The organism is Novipirellula methanifontis (assembly GCF_052161655.1).
In the GTDB taxonomy this organism is placed as follows: Bacteria; Planctomycetota; Planctomycetia; order Pirellulales; family Pirellulaceae; genus Novipirellula.
Genome location: NZ_CP197418.1, coordinates 4199405 through 4224897 on the forward strand (window position 1 = coordinate 4199405; position 25493 = coordinate 4224897).

The 25493-nt window shown below is 51.3% G+C and carries 25 protein-coding genes; 2 read left to right on the forward strand and 23 right to left on the reverse strand.

The genetic code is table 11. The features are described from left to right. Positions 1 to 455: 455 nt before the first annotated feature. The 14 genes from SH528x_RS14685 to SH528x_RS14750 form a co-directional block, all read right to left on the reverse strand. Positions 456 to 818: a hypothetical protein gene (locus SH528x_RS14685; RefSeq protein ID WP_442511267.1), complete on the reverse strand. Its 363-nt coding sequence runs from the start codon at positions 816 to 818 to the stop codon at positions 456 to 458. Between the two features lie 639 nt (positions 819 to 1457). Continuing rightward, positions 1458 to 1892, reverse strand: a complete 435-nt coding sequence (locus SH528x_RS14690; protein ID WP_442511268.1) for a YggL family protein — start codon at positions 1890 to 1892, stop codon at positions 1458 to 1460. Positions 1893 to 1904: 12 nt separating this feature from the next. Beyond that, entirely contained in the window at positions 1905 to 2753 is an 849-nt protein-coding gene (locus SH528x_RS14695; RefSeq protein ID WP_442511269.1) for a hypothetical protein, read from the reverse strand. Positions 2754 to 3020: 267 nt separating this feature from the next. Then, positions 3021 to 3431, reverse strand: coding sequence for a hypothetical protein (locus SH528x_RS14700; protein ID WP_442511270.1), 411 nt, complete (start codon positions 3429 to 3431; stop codon positions 3021 to 3023). A gap of 180 nt (positions 3432 to 3611) precedes the next feature. After that, positions 3612 to 4109, reverse strand: coding sequence for an STAS domain-containing protein (locus SH528x_RS14705; RefSeq protein ID WP_442511271.1), 498 nt, complete (start codon positions 4107 to 4109; stop codon positions 3612 to 3614). A 33-nt stretch (positions 4110 to 4142) separates the two neighbouring features. Further along, a complete protein-coding gene (locus tag SH528x_RS14710; protein ID WP_442511272.1) occupies positions 4143 to 4727 on the reverse strand; it encodes a hypothetical protein in 585 nt (194 codons plus the stop codon). A gap of 158 nt (positions 4728 to 4885) precedes the next feature. Next, the gene (locus SH528x_RS14715) at positions 4886 to 5431 is read right to left on the reverse strand and encodes a hypothetical protein (RefSeq protein WP_442511273.1); all 546 of its coding nucleotides are present in this window, start codon (positions 5429 to 5431) and stop codon (positions 4886 to 4888) included. Positions 5432 to 5489: 58 nt separating this feature from the next. Then, positions 5490 to 5948 carry an SMI1/KNR4 family protein gene (locus SH528x_RS14720; protein ID WP_442511274.1) on the reverse strand — a complete coding sequence of 153 codons (459 nt, stop codon included), beginning with the start codon at positions 5946 to 5948 and terminating at the stop codon, positions 5490 to 5492. 38 nt (positions 5949 to 5986) lie between these two features. Beyond that, entirely contained in the window at positions 5987 to 6385 is a 399-nt protein-coding gene (locus SH528x_RS14725; RefSeq protein WP_442511275.1) for a hypothetical protein, read from the reverse strand. A 489-nt stretch (positions 6386 to 6874) separates the two neighbouring features. Continuing rightward, complete coding sequence (locus SH528x_RS14730) at positions 6875 to 7402, reverse strand: hypothetical protein (protein ID WP_442511276.1); 528 nt, start codon at positions 7400 to 7402, stop codon at positions 6875 to 6877. Positions 7403 to 7554: 152 nt separating this feature from the next. Beyond that, positions 7555 to 7887, reverse strand: coding sequence for a hypothetical protein (locus SH528x_RS14735; protein WP_442511277.1), 333 nt, complete (start codon positions 7885 to 7887; stop codon positions 7555 to 7557). A gap of 490 nt (positions 7888 to 8377) precedes the next feature. Further along, a complete protein-coding gene (locus SH528x_RS14740) occupies positions 8378 to 8626 on the reverse strand; it encodes a hypothetical protein (protein ID WP_442511278.1) in 249 nt (82 codons plus the stop codon). A gap of 1184 nt (positions 8627 to 9810) precedes the next feature. Further along, complete coding sequence (locus SH528x_RS14745; RefSeq protein WP_442511279.1) at positions 9811 to 10329, reverse strand: hypothetical protein; 519 nt, start codon at positions 10327 to 10329, stop codon at positions 9811 to 9813. Positions 10330 to 10370: 41 nt separating this feature from the next. Continuing rightward, positions 10371 to 10784 carry a hypothetical protein gene (locus tag SH528x_RS14750; RefSeq protein ID WP_442511280.1) on the reverse strand — a complete coding sequence of 138 codons (414 nt, stop codon included), beginning with the start codon at positions 10782 to 10784 and terminating at the stop codon, positions 10371 to 10373. Positions 10785 to 11267: 483 nt separating this feature from the next. On the opposite strand from SH528x_RS14750, the gene SH528x_RS14755 reads away from it, so the two are divergent. Further along, entirely contained in the window at positions 11268 to 11417 is a 150-nt protein-coding gene (locus SH528x_RS14755) for a hypothetical protein (RefSeq protein ID WP_442511281.1), read from the forward strand. Between the two features lie 44 nt (positions 11418 to 11461). Here the strand turns inward: SH528x_RS14755 and SH528x_RS14760 are convergent, their stop codons facing one another. Both SH528x_RS14760 and SH528x_RS14765 read right to left on the reverse strand, forming a co-directional pair. Beyond that, the gene (locus SH528x_RS14760) at positions 11462 to 11914 is read right to left on the reverse strand and encodes a hypothetical protein (protein ID WP_442511282.1); all 453 of its coding nucleotides are present in this window, start codon (positions 11912 to 11914) and stop codon (positions 11462 to 11464) included. Positions 11915 to 12935: 1021 nt separating this feature from the next. Next, positions 12936 to 13343: a hypothetical protein gene (locus tag SH528x_RS14765; protein ID WP_442511283.1), complete on the reverse strand. Its 408-nt coding sequence runs from the start codon at positions 13341 to 13343 to the stop codon at positions 12936 to 12938. Between the two features lie 188 nt (positions 13344 to 13531). Between SH528x_RS14765 and SH528x_RS14770 the strand changes: the two genes are divergently transcribed. Then, entirely contained in the window at positions 13532 to 14260 is a 729-nt protein-coding gene (locus tag SH528x_RS14770; RefSeq protein WP_442511284.1) for a hypothetical protein, read from the forward strand. Between the two features lie 309 nt (positions 14261 to 14569). Here SH528x_RS14770 and SH528x_RS14775 read toward each other — a convergent pair whose 3' ends face one another. From SH528x_RS14775 to SH528x_RS14805, 7 genes are all read right to left on the reverse strand, one after another. After that, positions 14570 to 15319, reverse strand: coding sequence for a hypothetical protein (locus SH528x_RS14775; protein ID WP_442511285.1), 750 nt, complete (start codon positions 15317 to 15319; stop codon positions 14570 to 14572). A 175-nt stretch (positions 15320 to 15494) separates the two neighbouring features. Then, positions 15495 to 17333, reverse strand: a complete 1839-nt coding sequence (locus tag SH528x_RS14780) for a WD40 repeat domain-containing protein (RefSeq protein ID WP_442511286.1) — start codon at positions 17331 to 17333, stop codon at positions 15495 to 15497. Positions 17334 to 18180: 847 nt separating this feature from the next. Continuing rightward, entirely contained in the window at positions 18181 to 18654 is a 474-nt protein-coding gene (locus SH528x_RS14785) for a hypothetical protein (protein WP_442511287.1), read from the reverse strand. 1503 nt (positions 18655 to 20157) lie between these two features. Then, entirely contained in the window at positions 20158 to 20619 is a 462-nt protein-coding gene (locus SH528x_RS14790; RefSeq protein WP_442511288.1) for a hypothetical protein, read from the reverse strand. A gap of 355 nt (positions 20620 to 20974) precedes the next feature. Beyond that, the gene (locus SH528x_RS14795) at positions 20975 to 21337 is read right to left on the reverse strand and encodes a hypothetical protein (RefSeq protein WP_442511289.1); all 363 of its coding nucleotides are present in this window, start codon (positions 21335 to 21337) and stop codon (positions 20975 to 20977) included. An 842-nt stretch (positions 21338 to 22179) separates the two neighbouring features. Beyond that, positions 22180 to 22377 carry a hypothetical protein gene (locus SH528x_RS14800; protein WP_442511290.1) on the reverse strand — a complete coding sequence of 66 codons (198 nt, stop codon included), beginning with the start codon at positions 22375 to 22377 and terminating at the stop codon, positions 22180 to 22182. A gap of 116 nt (positions 22378 to 22493) precedes the next feature. Beyond that, complete coding sequence (locus tag SH528x_RS14805) at positions 22494 to 25265, reverse strand: VCBS domain-containing protein (RefSeq protein WP_442511291.1); 2772 nt, start codon at positions 25263 to 25265, stop codon at positions 22494 to 22496. Positions 25266 to 25493: the final 228 nt, after the last annotated feature.

Genomic DNA, 25493 nt, shown 5'->3' on the forward strand with positions numbered 1-25493 from the left:
GGAAACGGGCTGTAGATCAGAGCCAGCGATCGGATCGGCTGGAGAATAGGGATTGAGCGTCAATTGATATGCGACTCGCTGGGGTGTGAAGGCTTTGACTTGTCTCGGCCAATGTCGAGGTTAACCGGATCGAATAGATATGTGACCATTTGGAAATGCGTTTTTGGTCGCTCAGGTGCATCGCCGATGTTCGTCAGGCACTTCGCAACATGATTCACTGTCGAGCAATCCCCGCCACGGTGATTGTATCGCGGACGCGATTGACGATCAATTCGACGCGCGAGGGAACGTACAGCCCCGCATTCGAAGTTTACACGCTGCTCTTTGATCGTCCAGTGACGTGGGAGCACGTCAGAGGCTCGGCGCCGTCGAACGTTTGCGATTACCCGATCCGAGTGGTTGAGCAGCCATTACCCATGAGTCGTTCGCGGACTGGGAGTGCATCCGTTGGTTCGTTACACTTCGATACGGTAGCGTTTTGTCAACGGCTTAATGATCGAACCTGGGAATAAAAGAATGAGCCAGCCCAATGCGAAAGATAGCATCATAAGCATACACCCAGTAAAAACGACGTAAACGAACCCGCCAAATACGGAAGTAAGTGAGTCAAAACTCAATGCGTCGCCCAGGATCGCTCCGCCGAACGACTCTGTGGCAGCGACACCAAATGAATGCGTGAATAAATGGATTGTTGGAACAAATTGCGTCAATGCAAAGATCAGAGATCCGAAGATCATTCGTTCGCCAAATTCAGTGTTCCGCACACATGCGACGTAGGAAGTAACGAAAAGAAGTCCCGCGCCGAACAGCAGCCCCATGACTCCGTGGTCCCCCGTTAACGGCGAAGCGAAGACGAGTAAGCTGGGTACAGCAAGGTTAATCGCAAATGCAACGGGCCACGCTAGAGAGATAAGCCGGACTAATTCATTCCGCGGCTTTCGCGACAATGTCGCGTCGGCGATCAATGGCGTTTGGTATGGATTCGCGTTCACGTTCTAAGTTGGTCGAACCTTGCACGCATGTGCTCGTCCGAAGCGTTTAGGTGTTGTACTTATCAGGAAAGTGTCTCGAGCCGAAGCTGCAAATGCCGGTTCTCCCGATGCTAGTTTAAAGCAACCAAAACGAGGGCCACAAAAGCAAATAGCGTCAGGAGCGATCGAATCGAAAAGCGTGATTTGGAGTTTGTGGTATCTGCACTAATTATATACGTTCTCACAGAAGTTTCAGTCATTAATCTCTACGTGAGGATCCATTTGACTGCGCGAACACTTGACCTCGCATTGTTTGCATCCGCTGATTAGAAACGAACCGATATCGTCCAGGAAACGTCCGGGTTCAGCGGGCTGGGATAGTTGATAATCCACGTCAGTAAGTTCGATAGTCCGGCTACGATGCAATTCATGGCGCGCCGCGATTTTTCAACCGTGCAAATGAACTACGAAGGGCGTTAGTGAATTTCAAGACCAGCCGTGCCATTCATCACGGAGTTCACCGGCGTTCGCATCTAGGACGTTTGGGTGTTCCGCAAGCCATACGAGCACGGTACTGCGATCAGCCATGGTCACTGAACCTCTCCATGGTCCCGATACAATGCCAGACCATATGCGGTTTCCACCTCCACCGTATTGCAGACCATTGGATTCAATCATTTCGATGAAATCATCGGTCAGGCTATCAACGCCTTTTTCGTCGAGTGACGATGCGATCTCAAACGTCAATTCAAAGCAGTCTTCGCGGAATTCGCCAAGTCTTCGTTTTTTGCGCAGTCGCTTGTTCATATGCAGCGTTCTCAATCGGCGAACGACACTGGTTCCAGGATACGCACCGCCCGCAGTTCCGTTTGTAACGGGTTGTTCGCCAAAAATTTGCCGCTCGTTGCACGGCCAACGCATTCCTCTTGAACGTCATTCCGATCGATTAGAAGAGACGATTCGATCTCCAATGAAATCGCGAAATTTTACTGGGCCACCATCCGCATCGCCGACCAATAAGTAAAAAAGCATTCCACAGTCCGAAATATCTGCGACATGTCCACGATGTGCTTCTAGCCTTGAATACATCCATCGTACGTCGGGTTCTGAATGGTCACGCATCCAGTGCCAAACCGAGAAGTTTTTCCCGGAATGCCACAAATGGTTCGGGTCTTCCTTGTCGTTCTGGTCCTTGATCTTCGCATACCTTATCCGATTCCCGCTGAGTTTTTGAATATCGTCCCAAGTGTGATGACTTTTACGGCGACACTCATTTTCATTGAATGCACTATGCGACACCAAGTACACATGTGCCAGCGAATCAACCTTTCCATTCCGGACCACCTCTTCGACCGCACGATAGACAAACTCTGATAATCCAGCATGGATAAAGTACAGCGGATCGCGGTCCGTCGACTTGCCCATCTCAGTCGCCAGGTTTTCAACCGCTTTTTGCTGCTCTCTGGTAACGTCGAAGAACACGTCGCGATCGAAACCCCAGTACTTGATCACTCCATCTGCACTGATCCTCAGCTGATTTTCTGTGTCTGGTCCCGGTGGCGCATCAATAAAGTTATTGTACGAGCAATGAACCAACTGCTTCTGCAATCCAAGTTTGGCAATGATCGCACAGGATGCAGGAAGGGCTCCCCAATCGTCTGGATCTCCCGTTGGCCATTTGTAGTCGTTGTCAGGAGCGCTATTGCCGTCAAAACTCATCGCGAGCCGGTTACGACTGTATCCCAACGCCTGCGCTTCACAAAACGAAATCGGGATGGACACGACGAAAAGTATCGCGAAACAATAGATCTTCATTATCGAAGGTCTCCTATCGGCTGGATTTTTATATTGGATGGATAGAAAGGTATTCAAATGAGGTCTGTCTGACCAACGTTACGATTTATCTCGCACGGGCGAATAAGGTTGTAACGCACAATTTACGCACCACCCGTGCTGCGGTGCAACCGATGGAGATCCGCCAGAAGGAATGTGAGGAACAGGTGAACATCGCGAGTCGATTGCGTCGGGCGTTGCTCCCGCCTGCGTCTGTTACCACGAAAAAAGAAAGTCTCCTTGACCATCACTTCGATATCGAGTTGCCACAACGCCGTTGGAGTCAATGATAACGGTAATTGTGATTTCAGGTGATATCCAATGGAGTCGCCGATACAGTTGATATCCACGATCAAGTTTCTCTTGGTCGCTTTGGCTACCATTTGTGACGTAGGCTCCCGTTTTGCCAATGATTCCGTATTCGGTGTAGTCGTATCGATGAGGCCCGAGCATCTTTTCGACATCCTGCATCGGCATCCCAATATTTATTCGGGCGTAGTTCGCTGCGGTGACACGCGGCCAGAACGCAAGCACGACAGGCACAATAATTGTGATTGCGAATAGCAAACCGAGGAGAACACCCCAGAAGCGTACGTTTGTCGTTTTTGAGCGGGGCGATGGAGACATGTAGTTTGTTTCGAGCTAACGGCAGCCCGCCATTTTCAGTCCGAGAGCGGCGGAGTTCAGGGGGCGGCGGGAGTCAATTATTTTCTTTCGAGACGCACGACCGCCGCCACTCTCGTGCAATTCTCTTGTTATACATTGAATACAAACAGAGAGTTCAGTCGCTTCGTCTGGCGTTAAGAATCAACCAAACCAACCTTTCTTGCCGTAGCTGGCGATCGCTTTGTCTTCGCTGTCCAGGATGTCAAACAGTTTGTTCAACTTGGTGATCTTAAAGACCTCCATGACGTTTGGTGATGCCTCACAGAACTTCAAAGCAACCCCTTGAGCCTTGCATTCTTGATTGAGCGTGACCAGTTGGGAAAGCATGGCCGAAGACATAAACGAGACGCCGCGAAAGTTCAACAGAAGCTTTTTGTACGGAGTCTGAGGAACCACTTCCTGAAGCTCTTGTCCTATTTGTTCACTCCACTGATTGTCTGCAACCCCGCTATTCGAAAAAACAACGACAAGAACTTCGGGGTCCGAGCTGGCAATGGAAACATCGCAAAACCAAAGCAGCTGGCCACAGTTCGGGCATGGAGCGTCGCCGGGAGGCCGCGAAGGTTCGACTTGAATCTCCGCTCCACAGACAGGACAGCGGTTGGGCGCTCCTTCAGGAGTTCTTGATGAGATGATCATTGGATCAAAGGAACCTTCGCTGAACGGCCCGTGTCACCGGGGACTGGTGGTTGAGTTTCCATTGTCAACTCGCGACGCCTGGTCCTTCGGCGATTCGGATGATTCGTCGCCGTTCTTTGATATGGATTGGCGATTCGGACGATGTCTGATCACGTGAATGCTTGTCTCGTGTTCCAGTCCCAGCAGTGAAATGGCAACGACATCGCCACTGGCTTCAATGTGAAGTATCGTGATTTGTTTCTGTGCAGGCGTAAATCTGTACGCGAGATGTGTTGAAAAAATCGTTGAAAGATCTTTCGTGTAGCCATTACCAGATTTCGCTTCTCCCTCATCGCGTTCAACGAACTTCTTTAGGACCTTGGGAAGCTCCGTGTCGCCAGTTTGCTCGGAATACCATTTCACGATGTCCTGAAAGCTCGCGACATCCGCGTGAACGACTCTTCTTGTACCTTCAAACGGTTTGGCTCCGTTGGACTCCACATACGATACCTTCATGGTTGCAGAATTTAGCTCGGCCTGCGTAGGGGAAGTCGGAATAGCAACCGGATACATCCATGACTCTTCGGCATTGGCGGTGCAAGCAAGTACACACACGAAGATGGAAAGTAAAAACTTCATCTCGTCCCTGGGGTTCAAATGAAGGTGAATCGAAGCGGAATTCTTCTATCTATGGCGGACATCGATGGTCACCGGGAACTCGCAGAACCCGTCGTGATGGCCAAGTCGCTCAACTCACGCGGTTCGGTTCAGTAATGGGCGACGGTTTAGTGGGGGCATTACTTCTTTCGTCGCATTTTCCGGGGATCCGGTGTCACCGTGGTCGTTTCGATATCGCGATCTGCGAAGGCCACCGATTGCCCAATCATCATGCCGATCACGATGATTAAAACAAAAGCAATCAAGCCGCAGATGACGTTTGGGATTGCCCATTCGAGCTTTGTAGTGAAAGTGCGAAACAGAAAGAAGGTTACCAATGTATGCAGCAACCCAAAAGCACAAGCGAAAGCGAAGACAGTCGACGAGGGCGACAGGCCAAGTCGGAACGTCAGAGGTAATTCGCGTTCAGCGATGTCAGACGCATTCGCGTAGTGCGGAATCATCCAGAAGTGTTCAGGGATCATTACTAGGCTGTACATCACTGCGTTAAATCCCAGGCTCGGAATCACACCGTCAACGGCCAATGATGTCGCGCCCGCGGTCGTGACGATGGTGACGATGTATAAAAATACGGCAACGTACGCCATGTCAATGTTCGCGATCTTCGTGGTGTATTCGATGGCAGGATGTTGCGGATAACGTGGTCGCCGCAGATGACTAACCACTTCAACAAGCTTGACTCGGCGACTCGAGTGCGTCCGCTGGTACGGTCTTACTTCGTGCTCAGTCCAAGTTCAAGTTCAAGTTCAAGTATCGCCGCAGAGCGTCAGTGAAGTATGCCGTCAGTGTATCGAATGCCTGCACGGGTTTCCAGTCAAACGTTGAGTCGTAATAGTTGAACATCATTACAGCGGGGTCGTCTGTGCCGTCTGCTCTGAAGAAGTAGAATGCGTAGATATCATCCCACGCAAAGACAACATCCTCTGGCTGCAGACGGAATTCGTATCCGTCCTCGACCAACAGTCCCTTTGCTTCGTCGCGTATTTCGAACAAGCGTCGAGGTGACGCCACAATTCCAGCTCTGCAGAGACGCTGCGAGTCCAGTTCCATCAGCTCTCGATATCGTCGAGGCAAACGAACGCCGAGAGTTTTCTCAACGGCATCAAGTTCGGCTAACGAGCTGCCGCGATGTCCTGGCAGCTCGCGAAACACATCAAGCACTTGATCGTTGCGAAGTGTCATGCCTCAAAAATCTCGCGGGTTCGGGGACCGGCCAATTCTCAGTCTTCAGCAGATTCAGTGGGGGCGCTAAACTCGTGTTTACACTCGATGTATACGAATCCGGCTAAAACGGTGAGCGCGGGACAGGCGATCACAAGTGCCGACAAAACATACCACATTGAATAAGTGGTGTTGTGGAGATAGATCGACACACAAATCAGGACGATCGAGCATACAAGGTAATAGAACCGTTTAGGAGCGTGTGTATACATCGCATGAAAAACGGCAGGTGCAAAAATCAAGGGCACAGGCAGAAAGAGGGCGAACGCGATCACATTGAAAAGTTCACCAAGTTCTTCGCTGTTAGCTCCTGCAGCGACGAAGGACGTAGCACCGGCGATCAGGATGCGTCCAACCCATTTGAATTTGGCATACAGCAAGCCGACGCGCGTCGGCATATTTTTCGAGCGATTAAGTGGGCGAACATAGCCTGGGCGGTTCGGGCTTGGCGAAGTCGAGGACATAGAGTGATTGCCGACGAAAATTGAGATGCCCCACATGCACTTGCGGGTAGAACGTGCGAGGACACCCGGCACGAATCAAAAAGTGACCATCCGGAAATGGGGTTTTGAGTGTCTGGGCCGCCGCCTTTATTATCCGGCATTGTCTGCGGTTGCTTCAATTTCGGCAAGCGTTTTGGCAAGAAGAATTTTCAGTGGTCGTTTATGCATTGCAAATAGAATCCAAGGCCAAACGAATCCTCAGAAGGCCACATTTATCATCCGAATTAAACATTTTGGTCAACTGTCAATCCTGGAAGCCTCGCATTGGGGTTGTTGGCGATGTAGCGTCGTTGGTCGCTAGAAACAATGCGACTACTGCTGCTATCACGAAACCGTCAACAATTTCAAATACGTTTGACTGGCGGTTCCGCGTCCAGCACTCGGTTACCCGCCGTGGTGAATCTGGTCGGTTGGCTTACGGCAGATCGCCAGCCTTACGATATATTCGATGAAAATCGATATGGATATCGCAATCAAGTACATCGCAAACGGAAAAAGGAACACAGCGACACTATTCGCGTGCATGTTGATCCCAAGGGTGTCTCCTATGGGGTCGTCAGCATGCAATACAAGCATGAAAAACGAAGCGCCCATCGATACTCCTGCCAGCAGGCGAACGATCATTTGGCGAAGGTTCCGTTCCGTCATCGGATAGACGATGGATGCAAGGCACGCGAAGGGAATCGTGATCGAGAGCATGCGTAAACCACCAGGCTCAGCAAGTTCTCGAACTGAATTCCAAAGTCCAGCCTTTGTCGCAACGGCCAGAACGATGCCACAAACGGTGCCAATCACGAACAGCAGCGAAAATCGGTGAATTGCGGCCTCGAATGAGAAATAGCTTGAAAATTGGGCAACGCCATTTTGCTCCGCGTCATTTACGAAAGTCGCCTCATACGGATTGATGTTCATGATTCGATCGAGCTGATTCAAATAACGGCGGTCGTAACCGTGCGACCGCCAAAGACGTGCCAATTGTTTACGCGTTTTCTGAAAATGATCGAGTCTAATTCACTGCTACTGACTCGCTCAACATGCTGGTGCCGATGTTACGAGCGAGCGATCTATGGCTGACGCACGGGTGGTGACCTCAAGAAGGTGCCAATGGAGATAAGGACGATTGCGGAAGTCCAAAAGATACTGGTTATGATGTTGACCACCAAATATATACGTGGAATGTGCTCGTGATCGTTCGTCTCCATATTCTCAATGACTTTGGGGATAATCCCTGAATAGATTATCGGATTTGCGATCGTCAGAAGAAACAGACCGACCGCCCCCAATACGATCAGCATCGCGCCCCGCTCCTTGCCGACTTTCAGCACCGCCGCGACCACGAATGCCAGTGATGCAATCATCATTGGAACTTGGATGGCGATAGATTTGATGATATCCACTTAGGACATCCTTTCTCTTTCTCGAGTAACATCCGAGGTAACCCCGCACAAGCGGAAACGTGACCATTGGGAAGTAGGTTTTTCTGACGCTGGTGCAACGACACGGTGCGTCATCCACGTTGCTCCGTAATTAACCGCAGAGCACTCTCAACCGGAGCGATTGTATCGCCGACAGCATCGAGAATCAAATCGACCGTGAGCGGGAATCTGCATCCCGAGATTTGCCGCACACTCCCTGCTCTTGAAACGTCGACTTCAAACAACACTGGTTGATTACAAACAGTACCTATGATCGTTTTGTGTCACGGGCAAACGCATGATGCCGTACGTGTGACGACGTACATCCATCGGGCGCCTGCAACGTCTTCGAGTTCAATCATAGTATTACGGTCACCGAAGAAATTTTGCGAGCCAAGCCAGTTCGAATCCCAAGTTGTTGATGGCCAGAAAGATGATCGCAATAGCAGGACATTTGAGCTGCGCAACGACATCAAATGCAACCGACGGTGTTGCGAGGCCGTTTTCGGCCTTCGCTGACGAGCATGGATTGGTTGTCAAAGCAACGATTCGGAATGTGTAATTTCAATGGCGGAACGTTAAACATCACCGAGCTGGGAAGGTTGATGTTCCATTTGTAAAACCTGACAAGTCCGGCTTCGGGCGAGTAGAACAGTGTCTCTCGGATGTTAGGATACGATTTGTGTTCGCGGTTTGCACAGATTTCACCGTGGGGTGCCACAGTATTTGATCCTTGTAAAAATCATTACAGTCAAATGGATCACCGAAGAACTCCGCATAACGGAATTGCCAAGAGATAAAATGCAAGCGAATCAACGACGTTCAGTAGCCGCGGTAGTGGCGGCAGCATATAGCCCCACGCGTAAGTTTTGAAGTTGCGCTATTTGCTGTCGCGGAGCGACATATTTCGATAGCCTCGGACTTTAGTCCGAGGGATTTTCGCCAATATCAATCGAGTCCCAGCGGGACGTTTTGTGACTTAATCGTTCGCCACAGAACGTCGCTCCGCGACTGCGTACCAATTTCAGAACCGATAACCTTGGACTATGGTCCAAGGCTATCCCATAAAGTGCCTCCGGCACAAAAACAGCAACTTAAAAACGCGTAAGCGTGGGGTTTCTGACACGTTGACACCACCATAGCCGCGGTAGCGGCGACAGCGATCGACGTGCTGTCCAACCTACAACGCGAATTGACGACCACGAGCCCAAGAAAACGTTACGTCCCCTGATGATCAACCACACCGGCAAAAATGATTTGGTAGGAAAATGGAGGTAGATAAGGCATTAGAAGATCTGTGTTTCCAATTTTTCGGTCGCATTAATCTTTCTGTCTTGGATCCATTGTCTCCCAACACGCGAGAGCACAACGTCTCAGTCTGCACTTCGGGAACCTGCGACTAAGATCGCCATCCATCGGCCCGCATACCCACAAGCCAACGCCACAAGAGCTTCAGGATTGTGAACGATTCTTCCGTCCGAACTTGTCTCGGCGGAGGATACAACTGGCAGCTACCGAGTTGCGACAAGCAGCATTCTAAATCAGCGTCTTGAAATTAAGCGTTCGATCACCACCCCGAGTAACATGCAAACGCCCATAAAAGCAGTCAAGGCCAACAGTCCCGTGACAAAGCCGAGGTTGAGGAAGTTCCAGGATAGAATTTGCCAGACAGTAATCCCAATAATTCCCCCGACCGAAGCCCCGTTCAGTCCAATGCTCGTGGGTGTAGTTTTGGGAGGTTCGCTCATTGGATCGGCTCGCGGAAGAATCTACCGTGGAACAACATCGGTAAGTGAAAAAATGTGATACCGGATTCAGTCGAAGGTTCACCAGGGTAACCCGGCGACGGCCGAGAACCTCTACTTTCAAAAGTCGCCCGATCTACCGCGCGGGTGCATACGGTTGTTATGTGTGGTTTGCAAGCCACTTCTTCGATTCTTCTCTTAGATGCTCCAAGAACTTCTGTTTGGCTTGTTCTCTGGGCAGATCGCTGTAATACAAAAGGCGTGATCCATCACGGCAATCCCAAACCTCTCTAAGCCAGCAAAAGATATGTTCCAATCCTAAATTAGTACCGACATACGTTCCGTCAGGCAAGTCATCAGTAACTTCTCTATGGATGTCGAGGTACAGAAAAGTCGCACCTTCCATTAAATCTATTTTACCGGACACCATTCTTTCAATGATGTCTTTTGCAGCAATTTTGGCAGCTTCAACCTTTGTAGGTATGGGCATGTCAAGCTCGGTAATGGCTTTCTCCAGCGTTGGGCCAACGTCAGACATGATCGGATTTGTTTCCATTGCAATGAGATTGATGGAATCCGTGAACAGTCCTTGCTCAAGCCATGAGTTAGCCAGCTTTACGATTTCTTCGCTTGAAAGCTTGCCTAGCTTGTAATGTGCTATCGCGGTTTCTGGTTTCATACATCAAGAGGGATAACGGTAGGGTTTTCAGGTTGGGATGTTTAATTTTCCATTGCGAAACTGAACGCAAGCCATGCTCCGTAACAACCCAATGGTTCCGCACATGGTTGGGTGAATCGCCGAAAACTGAGCAGTTCAATCGACGCCAACGCTTTAATATAGCTGACCATTAAAGTGCCGAGCGGTCGTCGGCCATGCTCGCACCAGGGGACAAGCCACGAATCGCACGAATGAACACGAATCTGGGAACTGCACGCCATTCGTGTCCATTCGTGAGATTCGTGGCCGACCTTCGACCACGCAACCATTGAGTGCGGTTTGGCGACAAATGAAAAGTTGGCCAAAGCCTCGTTCAACGCCGGACGGTCATCATCGTATTGCTTAGCCGCCGAGACGACCTTCGGCTTCGCGGTTACGTTGGCTTCGGCCGCCGCGGTGTCGTTCGTTGCCGTCACGAAAGGTCCTTTGTTTTTCTATCCGACGATGTCCGCCGTCACCATGCCGAGATTTTTGATTGTCCATCCGGAAAAACCTCGCGAACCCGGCGCCGGTTCATAGCTTAGTTATTCGCCGGTTCCAGGGTCGGTGCCCTCGGGCCGGTCCCAGGTGACCCAAGGTTCTTTCAGTGCGCGCGATCGAAATCGATTCAATTCTAATTCTGTGGGGAAGTGATCAAGCGGTTCCCATATTGGCAGCCTGGGATGTTCAGGTTGACGGTCAGGACGAAAAACTAGGTCGACTTTCCATTGCCCTCGAAAGTCATTGTAAAGCGGATTCCGAACGATGCTACAGAGGAGGAAGTTCTCGCTGGATTCGCCAACCACGAGCAAGCGTTCCTCGCCATCAATTGATGTTAGAGTTTCAAGTGGATCAGCTACAATATGGAATGCCCGATATTCCATGTACAGCTCACGTGCGATAATGCGCATATGAATTCGATGCCGAGCATATTGCATTGCAACAAACGCAAGCCAGCCGAACAGAATCAGCAGAGTGACAACGGTAATTTTGCGGTAGGAAAGCAAGGATTTCAGTCGGGTTACGGTCGCGATCACGCGGTCGCCGCGAGTGATCTACCATTGTTGTAAAAAGCGGCGCGGCGACTCGCTTGCATTCGACGTGTTTATCCCGTCTATCTACCGACCGTATGCAATGCACGGAAAAATACGCCAAGATCACCCCCGAGACAAATCCATTCGTTTTCATACGCGTCGAAGAAAACAAGAACCGTACTGATGTGGGGATAGTCGTGCTCGTAATCTTGCGTCCCTTCGAGAAATGACCAATGGGGAGCATACAGTGTTCGCGTAACTGCATCAACAATCGGGGGCGCGTCGCCCAGTCCGTAGGCAGATTCCACTTGAGCCATGTAGGGCCCAAACGAGAATACGTAGATTAGGAACAGCGAAAGTGCAAGTATTGGGAATCGCAGTAAATGAGAGCTAGGTCGAGTTTTTGCGCACAAAAAGTAGAGTGCGAGAGGAACGCAGGCAGTTACGAACGCAGCTATTCCCCAGTTCCAGCGGAGTAGTGAGAAAGCGATCGCCATTAAGAAGGTTGCAATCAACAGAATGCGTATTGTCATTGTGTTGCAGCCAGCATTTGCAGGTGCTCTCGAGTAGCGATCCTCATTGGGATAACGGGGGTGTCCACCAAGTTGCGGCGAACGATTTTCAGTTGAAAAACCGGTCGGCTCGCGTCATTCGGGCGAGTAGTACGGTGTCTCTCGGATTTTAGGATACGCCCAGTGTTCACGGTTTGCCACAGATTTCTTCTTGGGGTGTCACAATATTTGATCCTTGTCCAATTCATCACAGCCCAATAAATCAGCGAATGGATTCAAAGCCGCCGACGGCAATGTCAGCGGACGCCGCCGGCTCTCAAGTCGACACTTCTCACCTGATGTCACCCCGCACTGCCCATTGCGATAGAGTCCGCGGCACGAGCATTGGGATTCGTGGAAATTCGGCTGATTCGTTGCGCAATATTGCCGCTAACCGTTTGCCCGCGAATCACGCAAATTATCGCGAATGAGCGGCGCATGACGGAATTGCCGAGGAACAAAATGCAAGGCAATCAACGACGATCAATAGCCGCGATAGCGTTGGCAGCATTTAGCCTCCCCGTGTAAGCGTTGGGTTTCGGGCACGGCGACGTCACAATAAGCCGCGATAGCGGCGACAGCAATTGACGCACTGTTAAACCGACCACACGGATTGACGGCCACGAGCCAAATAGAATGTTACGTCGCCCGTTGATAAACAACAAACAGGAAAATGATTGACAGGAATATGAAGCAAGAAAAATAGAGTACTCACTTCTCCGTCTTTCCAATCTTTCTGTCTGGCAAACGCCTTGGCCCAACACGTGCGAGTACGACATTTCACCCTGCGCCGGGAGCGCCAGCGGACACAATCGCCTTCCCTTTGAGCAAGCAGCTCCCAACTCCCAACTCCCAACTCCCAACTCCTCACTCCTCACTCCTCACTCCTCACTCCTCACTCCCGCTTCTCTTCAAACCATTTCCAGTCCGCACGTTCATAGCATGGTTCGCCGTTTGTGTGAGCAATTGGCTACGCGGTGAACCCAAGCTCGCGCCTTCGTCTTTAGCGAAGTGAGGGTACAATCGCCATATATGCAATGACCCACAAAACAAATGCACCGATCAGTGGCAAGACAACTCGCATTCCAAGAAGCTTAGAGTATGGCGATGGATGCCCTTCCTTTACGCGTTGGGCGATCGTAACTAATCCAGCTCCTGCCGTAACGACGAGTGCGTACATTGCGATAAACGCAAGCATCAGCACGAAGAAAGCTGGGGACTGAGGGAAGAGGAATCCAAGGGCATATTTTGTGATTCCATAGAATCCGAAAAGGCAAACCAAAATCCCGACGACGAGGATTGCGTTCCCAGATTGCCCGCTTGTCCCCTCAGCATTTAGGGGCGGTGCGACATCGAGGAGCTGGCCCTCGCTATCGCGAGCAGGTACGGGTGGGTTCGGGCTGTCAGTCATAGTCGTGGTGTCCTCGTGGATTTATTGAAGCGTCTCAGTCGGTTAACGTTGGCCATCAGCGGGCACGGACGGCTGGTTTTTACTCGCCAAAATTCACGCACGCCGGGTGCCGGTGCATGGCCGGGTTCCCCGTTTTTGTCACGTCGTAAAGGCTTGCATTCGAGAACAGCAGCGTGGATGATTGTCGCATGAATAAGTCATGGTTTCAAGTTAGCATCAAAGGGATACTCATTGTTGCCCTAGTGGTTGCAGCATATTTTGCGGGACGTATGCCATGGGAGCGCGCTGCAAAAACGAGCAATCGGAAAGTGTCGGTTCTGGATCGTGAAAACGGTCAAGTTTCATTGTACGCAGCGGTGTGGCGTGAGATCGCGTTGGAGTATCGTGATGACATACGGCAGTCGGGTGTAGAGTGGGACAAGCAGTCCGCAAAACGATTTGGCGGTGGTGGAAGTTATGTTAGTTCGCGAAATAGCGAGGAAATACGTCCGCGCATTAAACGCTGGAAATTTGCGATGTCGAGCGATGTTGTGACCGCATCGCAGCAACTAGAGTCACTAGAAGCACTTGTTGTCTGCGTTTGGGATGATCCGGCACGCATTCAGCGCTGGGACTCAACATCGTCCCTGTTTTGTGAACTTGATGATAAAGAGCGTTTGGAACGATGGTTGATACTGGCAGGTGGTGAAGAATTGTTCGCCATGTTGCCGGACAGTGTGTTTAGTGACGAACCTCAGTTCGTTTTGTTAGCGATCCCGAATGAAGCCGAGAATTTGCTAGTGATGAAGGAATACCAGCAGGTTCAGAACAACAACGTCACCATTGAAGAAGTTGCTACCACAACGTTTGGGTTCGTCAAATCAGGTGAGTCATTCGAGCCAATGGTTGTTAGCCAAACGCTAAAGTCTCGTCGTTGAGAGCGTGTTCTCATTCGGGTCGCACTGAGTTCATCCGCGTAGCAATGAGGAAACGAACTTGATCCGCCAAGCACTTGTCCAGCCAATCGCATTGCCTAAGTGGCGTACACTGATCGATTTATATCTCGATTTGCATTCAACGGTTTCCCGCGGCCGTCACCGCTGGTTGCGACACCACGCGGGCCATGCATGGGATTCAGTCTGGCAGATGTTGGATCGTTGCGAGACGAATGAGGAGGTTCGGTAAGGATGCCAAGCTCTGCGATTGTGCGGAGTTGGGCGGTCTCACGACGGGCTGCTTTCGAAACATCAAGCACCGAACACTTTGACAAAGACAAAGCTGACGGCGTACATGAGCTCGTCAAGGCTGCCACTGATCACTACTATGACGCCGACGGTGTGGAGCCAGTCCCTCGAGGTTTTTGCTCGCCATTCCAAGGCTACGGTTGTTAGAAGCAAAAGACAACCTGCGGCGATAGCAAAGTATCTTAACACCATAACGTAGACGAGGCCGTCAATACTGAGCAGCTCAAGAAATGTATGCCAACTGTTCTCGCCCGAATATTGATGGACAATTTCGTGAATCGCAAGCTGCGCCAACAAGTCACACGACCACTGGACGATCGCCGCGATGAAATAAACGGTCCAGACTTTTGGGAAACGCGTTATACAGAGGGCAACAATATAAATTGCGATAGCGATACTGCTGACTGCGATCGAGCCAAGAGTGTCACCGGTGGCAATCGGTCCGAGAATGGCGATCAACCCCTGGACCAACACGAGCAAATAGCCGGGATGCAAAAGCAACGGGGAAACACCACGAAGCGTTCGTGAGAACAACACAACGAGGCCGGCGACGACGGCACCTTCGGGAATAACGTACAGGGACTGCCAAAAACGCTTGCTCCCCTGAATCTCTTCTGGGTAATCGCGAAATATGTCAAGTGCGTCGTGGCCCGCCAACAAGACAGCGGTACAAGTCGTCCAGAGCATCAAATGCTGGATGCTCAACCGCGAGGTAGCGCCAGTCAAAGTGGTTTCGTTGATCTTGTTGGGCACATCCAGTTTCCTACAAGCCCGAGTTTGGTTGGCTTCTCTGTATAGCTGCTATACGCGGTGCAAACCAGAGATGGCGTGCGAATAATAAACGTATTGTCGGAAAGTCATTGATCTGGCGTCAGAATGACTCGATTATCCGATCAGATTAACTGGGCCGACAAGTTTGATTAACCATTCAGTTGGACGGCGTCGGTTCAATCGATGGTACGTCGTTACTTATTTTCCATACACGAAGATCGTAATCGCCGGTGGGCTGTTGCGTGTAAGTCGCATTGGTGTCGTCGATGCCATTGCCATACGCAACGTAGTCACCGTTGGGTGAGATCGCGACATTTCCTGCTTGCCCAACATGATCCCGCAAAACCGCAAGTGGCTGGCCTGTGTTCAAATCCCATGTGGTCACGAACTCATCGGGTCGTAGTTCGTGGGTTGCATTGATGATCACGTCTGCAGTTACAAGTAGGTTTTTGCTATCCAATAACTGCGCTGACACAGCCCGCGTGCCGCGTCGCTGTTGAAACGTGTGGATGACTTCCATCGTTTCCGCATCTAGCACCTCGCCCCCGACAACCACCATCGGACCGTCAGCTGATCGAATAAGCAGCTTCCCCGACCTTGGGTCGTATGGTCTTTTCGCGGACCTGTTGCTGCTTTTGGGAAACCAACGTAAGGAACTTGTATCCTCTTCGCATAGCAACACTCGTTCACCAGAACGCGACCATACCAGTGATGTCACGGGGCCGTTGATTGTTGAGGACTTACACCGTTCGTCGGGCGCGAGTAGATTCCAAATTCGCGTGTGTTGCTGGCGGTTGCCGCCCGCCGCGACTTTCGTGCCGTCGGGCGAGAAGGCGATCGACAGTACATCACCACTGTAGTCACGTGACAGAATACGTTCATCGTGATGGACAATCTTTGGCTGGTGTTTCAGCTTCCAGGTTTTGACGACTGCGTCGGTCATGCCGCATGTCAGGTAGTTCCCGTCGCTGGAAACTGCAAGCGACATGGCTGGGCGATGGGTTCGGATCGTATCGACCTGCTTTCCACTCTGTACGTTCCAGAATCGAATCGTCCCATCCGAACTGCCACTGATAATGTGTCTACCATCCGGGGTGAATACGACTGCGTGAATCACATTCGTGTGTCCCTTCAGCCGACGAACCGATGGGGCACTCGAAGCCGGTTGCGCGACAGTGATCGCGGGTGGCGGTGGCACTGGTTTGGTAATGCCGGATTCACCAGTGACCTTCGCCAGGAAGTGCGGCGACGCAAACTGCTCGTAGCCAGTGGTTCGTGCCCAATTCGGATCAGAGTCAACATCCACGAAGTGCCGCCCGGTGGCGAATTGTATCCAAGAATCGCTGTCTTTCACGCCAGTGATTTTAAATACGGGTGGCCAGCCCTTTCCGTCAGAGAGACTCAAAAAACCTTGCGACGTATCGAACGGGCCAGACGTGTTTGTCACAAATCGACCATTGCTCGATTGAATGAACGCTTCGCTGTGATCAGGCCGAAGCCAATGGATCGTATACCGTTCAGTGTCACCAAGTTCTCGGGGGAGTCGCAGGGCAATTTCGCCACCATCGGCCGTGTGCCAAAACTTTCCAGACGCTGTTTGGATCGCGAAAACCTCAGTCTCGGGTCGTGGAACAACGTCAACTAATTGCCCATTGTGTTCAACCTGCAACTGGCCGTTGTGCAAGGAGTATTTAACCCGCTTCAGCGGAGCTTTGTCGCCACGTTTCACATTGATCGTTGTCTCGAGCTGAAACTCTCGCCATGTTGCCTGAAAATGATGAGGTCCCGCGCGCAACGTCACGGGCGCGTGCCAGCCCGCAAAAGAGTCCCCGTCGATGGCCAAAGCAATTTGAGTGTCCGTTCGTTGAACCGACAGGTCGCCAACATTGGTGCGCAGGTATTGCCGGTAGCGTTCGGCTGCAATTCCAAGCCCAAATACGGCGAGGAAACAAAGCAGCAACGCCGTGCGCTTGCGAATTTTGCAAATTGAAGGCATCTCAAGGCCATGCGAATATCAACACGGGAAACGGAAGTTCTTTAGACCCCATTCTCACGCCCTGTAACGGACATCGTCGGCGAACGTCCCGGATCACGCCGATCCAGCGGATGATGATGATGTAACGGGCTAAGCAGATAGGCAGAAGTCTTTCGGTATATTAGCCGTTTTGGCGCTAGCCACGGTTTCCCACGAACAACCGTAACGCCGTGAACGATTTTCTGGTAGCTACCTTCACCAGAAGGTGGTGATTCGCATTTGCGCGCCAACAATCCACGCTCTGGCGAGCGTAGCTACGAAACGCAAATACCGTAATTTGCAGCACGAAAAACGTTCACGGCACTGCGAACAACCGGTCGCTAGCGCCCAAGCGGCTAATGGAATTTCCCCTAATCATTCCTGCCTATCTGCTTAGTTGTGAACTTCCGGATCTGCCGTGCATTTGAGGGTTCCCCGACATCGTTTGCCAAGGGACGCCGACCATTACACTGGCAAGCGATGGGCCAAGTGTACCGCGCGGCGTCCGAGAGATCAAAACGGTTTGAACTAAGGCTCGTCGCACACACAGCAATGGCACCGCAGGTTTGCTGAAACTTTCGACTTCCGGTCGCTCAGGCTACCACCGATGAATGCGGATGGACACAGATTCCCGATCGAAGGATCCGTGTTCATCTGTGTGAATCGGTGGTCCCATTTGACTTGCCGACCGCTTGACCTCGCATTGTTTGAATTCGCTGGTTCGAAACTCAAACATTTCATTCGGATAACGTTGGAATTCACACGGTGGCGGGAGTTGATCATCCACTTCGATATACACGGCCACCGCCACTTCCATACAATTCTATGGTTATCCGTCCGGATGGTTTCGATCGTTCAATTGCTGAGGAGACGCGTCACCAGAGACATCGCCAGTTTCCGAACCTTTGTACCCCGCCTTAAAAACCCAGAGCAATCCGACCACGAACATTACGGGGGGATAAAAGTAGATGCGATTCGCGGCTATTATGCCCCCGACAAACAATACAGCAGCAACAGCCATGAGAAAGAAGCCACCGCCGGCGCCAGTGCCGAGTTCAGAAGCGACAGACTCCTCAATGGTTATCGGATGAACGTAGTCGTCTGGCAGGTCGCGCAGCTTAGTCCGCGTGGCGAAATGGGCAATCAGTGCAACGCCTAGGCCCATCATCGGCATCATGATGAACGCGATAAGCACGAAATCAAAGGGTGTCGTCTTCTCTACAAGGGCGATAAAAGTACCGAGGACGAGTCCAGCCAACAATCCGGCAAGCAATCCGTTTTTTGCAAATTTCGCAGCACGCATTAGGCGTTCCGTTTCGAGTAGAGCGACAGTGTCAAGAAAGTTTTCAGCCGGGTAACGTTTGGGTTAATCAAGTTGCCGTCCAAGTTGAACCACTTCTGCAACGTCAGAGCGGCAACTTTAGTTCAACCTTTGGTTCTGCACATGTTTGGGTGAAGCGGCGGAAAACTAAGCAGTTCAATCGACGCCAACGATTTAATATAGCTGACCAGCGAAGGGCCGAGTGATCATCGGCCGCGAACGCACTCGGGGACAAGCCACGAATCTCACCAATGAACACGAATCTGGGAGCTGCACGCCATTCGTGTCCATTGGTGAGATTCGTGGCTGACCGTCAAATGTCTCGAGCATCGTTACGTTATGGCGACAAATGAGAAGTTGCCCAAAGCCTCGGTCAACTCCGGACGTTCGATTCTCAAAACGCCAGGCTACCGCGACTTCGGTTCATCGCTTGGTTCTGGCGTAAAGATTGTCAATTAAACGTCTAGGTCAGAAAGAGCTCCGCAATTGACGCATTGCTCTGTATCATCATCTGGGAAACGGTGACCGCATCCTGAGCAAAACCTCGACGATGCAGTAGGTGACAGCCATTTGCCTAAACCTGCGCCGAGTAACATTACAATGCCTATGACTTTACCAGGACGCCTCGTCTCTGGGAGGAAATTGACCAGTATCAATCCTAATGCCAATCCAGCGATGCCACCGATGATACAACCGAAATTATCCGCGATCGCGGACAGCCGTTTTTGACTTGCGTTACTGCTATGCTCGCGTTCTTCGCTAGTGCGATGAAGAAACGTGTAGGCGAATCCCAGCATGGCTCCGCCAATTGCTCCACTTACAGTCATCATCACAATCGTCGGAATCGCAATTGACGGGTGTTGGGATCGCGTTTCAGGTGACGCGATGCCGGCTAGAATGCCCAGCACACCTCCCGCTGCAACGCCAAATGCAATTGTTCTACCTTTTCCCATTGCCTTCTATCCTCAAGAGCGTTGCATCTTGCCGGAACGTTTAGGTTAACCAAGTTACTGCCGACGATGAACCATTTCTTTAACGTCAGCGCGGCAACTTTGGTTCACCCGTTGGTTCTTTGATTGGGCTTGTTCGGCGGACGATTCGCCATTCGAATCAATTCCGCGCCTAGGATACTGCCCGAAGCCGGACCGAGCAACAATTGACTAAGCAGATTCACGAGTCGGCGATCTTCGACTGGCGCATCGACTGCGTTGGAAGTCGGGCGTTGGCCAAACCACGCAACGATGAGTGTTTATTCGTGTTCCAGCAAGAGAGAACACTGATCTTCGCTAATCGCACACCAATGGCTTTTCTTTGGAGGTCCGCTCTGCGTTCATTGGCAGCGGCAAGCGATTGAGCGACCGAAACGGAACTTGGCAATCGGCCCCGCATTGACGGACAGCAAGAACGGTTCGGTTCAGTGGGCGGTGGCGAGCGACTCAACCATTGCTTGGTCGGCCGCCACCGCTACGCTGATGCAACCGCGTGTCATCCGCCGTCTGCCCTGTCTCGGCGGCAAATCCACAACGCATAGTAACCGCCGACAATCCCGAGCGTCATAGCAACAAAGAGGTGCCCGAGCGGCATCGTATCACGAACATCACGAAGTTCGTCTGAGAAATCGTTCAGTTTCATAGTCTTGCCACTGTATTTTGACTTTGCAATAGACTGAAACAATTGTGTCGTTGGCAAGCGTCCATTTGAGATCGCATATTCATGTTCTCCAACGACGAACGTCAGCAGTAGGTATACGACTGATGGAATCAGCAGTCCGATTGCGAAACATCGCCGGTTGCCATTCCCGATGGCGGCATTGATTGCCTGCATTACAAACATGGCGCCGAGAAGCGTCGCGGCAATCCAAGCGATCGGTGGGCCGTTTAGAGCACCCGCAACGCAAATTGCGAGCACGGCTACGACTGCAAGCAGTGTACGAATCGATATTTGCACTTTGCGTTGCCTGTCCTTTAATGGCAAACAGCGTCCGTCCGGAGTGTTCGCCTAGTGTGGATTGGTCGGATGTTGTCGGCAGTAGCTATGTCCGCGCTCCGTCGGATAACGTCCCTCACCACGGGGTCGGGGAATTTGATCGTCCATTTGTAAAACCTCGCAAGCCCGACGTCGCTGGACCGTCGCGCTAACCTTGGAAACAAAGAACCACCGTCCCAATACAGAGCGTCCCGGTGCAGAGCAACCCCCATGCAAACACTTTTGAGAGCTTGCCGTATAAACCAGGCAGTTTGTATTGAAATGCGATGTGGTTGAATACCGTCACGCGCCAAACACGGCTGTGGAGCTCGAGTATTTACTGTATTGTCGGTATCCATTGGAAGTATTGAACCAATGACAGAATCAAGTCTGCCGTAATCGCAAAACACCCGGCGGTTAGGGAGCGAGGTTTCGTGAACGCTACCACGATCATGATGGCAATTGGACAAGCCAGGATCGTCAATACCAACGGCAAGACGATGAACAGTTCCAAGTAGGGAATTGATAAGATAGCATCGTTACGGACAACGAACGTGCCCAAGACGACAGTGAAAAGATGGACATAGAAGACCGCACGGAGTCGCCCCACGAACAGCCTTGCCCGCGTGGGGAGGGCGTCACTCTCGCTACTTTCTGGCGGCTCGTACGGATTTGAGTCAACAATTGCAATCGGTATCACTCTCAATCCAACGAACGTTGGGGTTCAGCGAGTCGGCACGGAAGTCGTTGTGGTGGCCAAATTGCTCAAACTGCCGACTTCGGCGCGCCCCATGGTTCCTCGGTTTGCTGTAGTGGGATGTCGCTATTCACGACGGTTGACGTACCCCCAATCATAACGAGCGCAACGACCGCCGGCAAATCCGGTTGTAGCCGCAAAAACAAAGAAGAAATTTGTTGGCAGAATGATGTGGGGCAAAATGATAAATCATCGCGCGCCAATTATTCTGCCACCTAATCATTTTGCCATTCGGGGTTTAAAAAAGGTGTCAGGTTTAAAAAAGGTGTCAGAGGTTTAAAAAAGGTGTCAGGACTCTTTTCTCGGTATTTGGACTTGTTTCTTGGGTCCTCCGCGGGGGCGGAGCAAGGATTCGAGGACGAGGCGACGTGTGATCGATTCTACCCAAGTTGAATTTCCTAGCGGGGGGCTCGGCGAATCGACCAGCGGATTTGATCGAGTGCCTTGTCGTCGAGTGCTTCGTTGACTCGCCTATGCCAATTCGGCAAGCGCGGGATCGGCCATGGTGACAGTAACCTTGGTAGAGGTTCACTGGTTTGGGACCAGCGATACAGCGACCCTCAACGCCAATCTTCTGCCTTTTCAATCAGCGCTGCTCGTTTCGCATTTCATTCAACGTAGCGACAGAGGACGAGGAAGTGGTCGTCGTCCAGAACAGGAAAACACTTGAAGCGAGCTTGGTACACATGTCCTTCTTCCCCAGTGTGATAGTGAGCGTGGTAAAGGATAGTGTGCGTGAGCGTGACCCACCGCAAGAAATGCCTCATCCCTCCGTGCTCACTGGGTTACAACACCAAGTGCCGATGATTGGGCGTCGACTGGTTGGCCACGATTTGCCATGGAAAGATCTGCAGTCCCTTGGACAAGATGTTTTCGAATGCCTCGTAGTCGGTGGCTTTGTGAAAAATGGTCCAGGGCCTATTGCACCGATTCAAGGCATGGTAAATCGCCTCTTTCTCGTCCGCACGTCCCGATCTGTTCATCTCACTTCAATAGCGCATAAAAAAAACGCAGAACTGCGTTAACAGAACTGCGCTATTGGTTATGTTCAAAGTTTAACCGGGAATTAGCCGGTGACCGCATTTCGCATTCGATACAATTAATTGCCCTCGAGGATATCGTTGATCACATTGTCGATTTGGATGAGCAATTCATCACCGACTGTCTGAGCTAGATCTCCAGAATTGATCAAGTCTTCGATTTCATCACGGGATTGTGCCAGTTTCGATATCGCTTTTGCGTCCTTACCCTTGTTGTAATGTTTCAACGCTTGCTTCAAGTGGTTGATCACGGGTTTGGCCTCGCCCTTGCTCAGCGTCCCCTCGTCTAAAAGATCCTGCACATCATCAACGGTACCATCGATTTGATCTGGAACGGGCAAATCATCCGGAAGATTATTCAAGTTGATTGTTACGGTTGCCGCGCCGATGGCCTCTAGGTCATCTTGGACTTGAATGATCAAGTTGAAGGATGGATTCGTATCGAAATCGAGTGCCGATGAGTTTGCAACCGTGATCTTGCCGGTCCCACTATCGATAACAAACGCACCGCCGATATTGCCGCCCACAATTGAGTAGGCGATCGAATTTCCGTTATCGACATCGCTTGCATCGACCGACCCCACAATTGTCATGTTTGGACTATTTTCGTCGACTGTGAACGTGTCCGCATTTGCAGTCGGTGCGTCGTTGCGACCTACGACTTTGATCGTCAGATCTGAAGTTGACGCGAATTGACCGTCTGTCGCTGCGTAGGTGATCAGCTCTGTTACCGTCTCACCGTCAGCAAGCGATTGCACGTTGGATTGAGCATTGGCCAATGTGTACAGGTAACTGCCGTCGGAGCCAATGGAGACACTGCCGTATGTCATGCTGATCGTGTCGCCCACGGCAGCTGGATCTCCTTGAACCGCCGCGACAGTCAAAGGTACGCCTTCTGGGTCCGCATCATTTGTTAGAACATTGCCGCTAACAGTGCCAATGGGATCATCTTCATAAATCAGATCCGCATCTGGGGTCACAAGTGGCGATCGGTGTTCCGCGATGCTAACCGCAAAGCTGACGTCATTGGATACTAAGTTACCACCGAAATCGATTGTGCCAGCTCTAAACTCGCCAGCGACATAGAACGTACCTTGCTGACCAATTGCAATCGATCTCAGAGCAGTGCCCGGCGAATCGCCATCCATGTAGAAATACTCTATCTCGCCTGTTTCCGCAAATTTTGCCACGAATGAGACGCCATTGCGGGTGCTGGGCAACATCGTTCCGTCAAAGTTCTGGATCGGATCGTTTAATCCTTGAAATAGTCCCGACGTGTACGCTTTGCCGTCTTCGTCCACCTGCAAGCCATCCCAGAAATTAATACTCGAGCCTCCGGCAACCGAGAAGTAAACTTGATTGCCAGTGCTGTCCAGGCGTGAGATAACGAGGTTGTTGACTCCCGGAGTACTGATGCTCGCCCCGTTGAAGTCCGATATGGTGGACGAAGAGGTACTCCCGATCAACGTGATATTGCCCAACGCATCTACGTGTGCTTGTTGAATTCCATCGAACGCGTTGCCGCCAAAAGTTTCGAATAGTTGCTGTACGCCACTGGCGTCCAGTTTGGCAACAAACGCATCGATATCTCCATTGCCAGTTACCGAATTGCCCGCAAAGTCAACGGTTGTCTCGCCGGTTGGAGTGCGACCAAACAGAAATACGTTCCCGCTCGAATCGGTTTCAATATCTCGAATCCAAGTCGAACTGCCACCAGTCGCTGTGACATGGAACCGTTGATTTCCCGCAACATCAAGCGATGCAGCGAAGATACTGTTAGTCGAAACAACGACAGCGTTGCCATCAAAATCGGTGATTGGATCTACAAACGGAGTTCGGCCAGAGATGGTAACGTTGCCCGCGACATCTACCTGAAACGGGCCGACATTCGTACCTGCGGCTGGCATGGATCGTAAATACTGTTGGTTGCCTGCGCTGTCGATCGCCGCCACCGAAAGTTGCAATTCTCGTGCCGACGCATCACCGAACGTGTTGCCGTCGAAATCTTCGAACTGTCTGAATGCACTACTGTAGACGTAAGTGGTTCCGTTGACGACTTGCATGTCCTGGGGATTAAGATTGATAGCGGTTTCAAAGAATGCTTGGCTCCCGTCGCTTGCGATGCTGGCTACATATGCTGCTGAATTTGTTGGCTCTGCGAGACTGTTACCAGCAAAGTCCGTCAGATTTGTTTCTTGATCGGAGTCCTGATCGATCGAGCCGGCGATGTTCACTGTCCCGTCAACATCGAAGTGGACCGCTCGAATAGAATCGCTCGAATCACCACCTGCTAATTTGAAATACTGTTGAACGCCACTGCCATCGAGTTTTGCGGCAAACAAATCGCTTTCGCGAGTGCCCGAGCCGAGGTAGGAATTTCCATCAAAGTCGATAATCTCTATGTCAGCCGCGACCGTACCGACAACGTAAATGTCTCCGTTGGCATCGGCGTGAACGTCAAATATGCTGTCGGCACTGCCCTTTCCGCTATTGCCGATACCGCCGGCGGTCGCAAAGAAATCCTGAACACCTTGAGGGTCCAGTTTGGCCACAAAGATGTCACCTCCCGGCGATGCCGTCACCGCGTTGCCATCAAAATCTGTCGCACCATCATGAACTTGCCCGTACACATATTGGTTACCAACCTCATCAATCGACGATCCGTGGACTTCAGTCAGATCGTTGGCAAAAGCCGCATACAACGGAATGCCTGCGAGGACGCGACGCGATTCCAGCACTTCGCCTCTCAGCGAACGGTCTAGCGATCGACGGTTACGCGATTTACGAGTCGATTTACGCTGTGATGATCTTGAAAAGAACTGCTTCAACATTCGAAGTGCCCAATATATGAACGGGGGGTGACGGCGACGAGAGAAGATGAAAGAAGTCGCGCATGAGATTTCGGCAACACTATAGTAGGCGACTCGCTGAATATCTACCTACCGCGAACCGCGAGCGGCTTATCTCGCCGCTTTAGTGTCTAGAGAAAAGACTTAGAAAAGGTGACAGGACTCGTTTTGACCACTGTATAAGGGTGTCAACTGTCAGAAGGGGACAGC